This window comes from Micromonospora sp. 15K316 (assembly GCF_004348525.1).
Classification (GTDB): Bacteria; Actinomycetota; Actinomycetes; order Mycobacteriales; family Micromonosporaceae; genus Micromonospora.
The window spans coordinates 1-1,362 of record NZ_SMKG01000413.1; the positions used below are offsets into that span (position 1 = coordinate 1).

The window sequence follows — 1,362 nt, forward strand, 5'->3', positions numbered from 1 at the left end:
GTCACTCCCCCACCCCGAACATGACACCGCCGGTCCCGTCGTCGGCGGACGACCAGGCGGCCGGCTCGGGCGGGGCGAGCGCGCCGACCGAGGCGATCAGGGCGCGCAACGAGATGCGGACGAGGTCCACGTCGGCGATGGCGAGGGTGATGTCCCCACTCACCACCACCCCGGTGGCGAGAACCCGGTCCAGCAGGTCGACCAGGGCGACCGGCCGGTACGCGAGCGAGTCGTCCGCGCTGTTCGGGGCGAGCGAGGTGGTCACCACGCCGACTCCCGAACCGCCGCGTCCCGGCCCGACGCCGACTCCCGAACCGCGTCCCGGCCCGACACCGGCGCACCCGCCGACGTCGACTCGCGCACCGACGCCGACTCCCGCACCTGCATCGGATCGCCCGCCGGCACCGCCCCACGCGGCGGCACGGAGCCGCCGACCGTACCGCCGGGCTGGTCGTCGCCGGCCTCCACCGGACGCTCCGTCACGAAGGAGTACGGCGGCCACGGGCCGGTCAGTTCCAGCCGCAGCTCCGGGTGGCGTTCCGCGAGGGCCTCCACCAGACCGGCGAACCCCGCCGCCGAACTCGCGTCCACCAGGTACGCGCCGTTGAGCGCCATGGCGGTCTCCGCCCCGGAGAGCCGGCGGTCCTGCGGGGGATGCCGTCGAGCGGCCACCGCGTACCGCGTGAGGGCCTCGTGCACGGCCGCGGCGACCTGCGTGGTCTCCCGCTGCGCGTCCTCGCGCGCCACCAGCTGGGCCCGGCGCCGCCGCAGGTACGCCGTTCCGACCCCGCCCGGGCCGGCCGGCTCCTCGACCCGGGGCGCGGCGCCCGGCACCACGTACCCCTTGACACCCCACTCGCCGCGGCCGGCGAGCCCGTCGAGCAGGGCGACCAGTTCGGACCGCCGGCCGGCGAGCGAGGCGGTGACCGCCGCGTCGTCGTGGTGCACGGTCGCCAGCCGGGCCGGTACGACCGCCCCGGCGCGGGCCAGCGCGTCGACCACCCGGTGGTGCGCCCGGGCCGCCCGTTCCAGCCAGCCCAGGTGCTCCAGGTTGCGCCGCAGCGCCTCCTCGCCGTACTCGGCCAGCGGGACGGTGCTCACCACCGCCACCAGGCCCTCCGTGCGTACCGGTCGCACCGCTTCGCCCGTCATGCCCGGCAGCGTGCTCAGCAGCCCCAGCTCCGCTTCCCGGACGACGCCGTGCAACCAGCGGCCGGTGCCCGTGGCGGTGTCAGCGGTCGAACTCATCCCACTCCTCCCGTCGGGCGTCCCGCCGCCGCGCCCGGGCCGCGACCCGGGGACGGCGTTCGGCCTCCACCTCTTCCGGATCACGGGGTCCCGGTTCGACGGGCGGGCGGGCCC

2 protein-coding genes are annotated in these 1,362 nt (G+C 77.2%); both read right to left on the bottom strand.

The window, feature by feature from the left end; all coding sequences use genetic code 11:
* Position 1 precedes the first annotated feature (1 nt).
* Positions 2–268 carry a gas vesicle protein gene (locus E1211_RS32030; RefSeq protein ID WP_132353980.1) on the bottom strand — a complete coding sequence of 89 codons (267 nt, stop codon included), beginning with the start codon at positions 266–268 and terminating at the stop codon, positions 2–4.
* Positions 262–1,248, bottom strand: coding sequence for a GvpL/GvpF family gas vesicle protein (locus E1211_RS32035; RefSeq protein WP_207915600.1), 987 nt, complete (start codon positions 1,246–1,248; stop codon positions 262–264). The genes E1211_RS32030 and E1211_RS32035 overlap by 7 nt, the downstream gene beginning before the upstream one ends.
* Positions 1,249–1,362 lie beyond the last annotated feature (114 nt).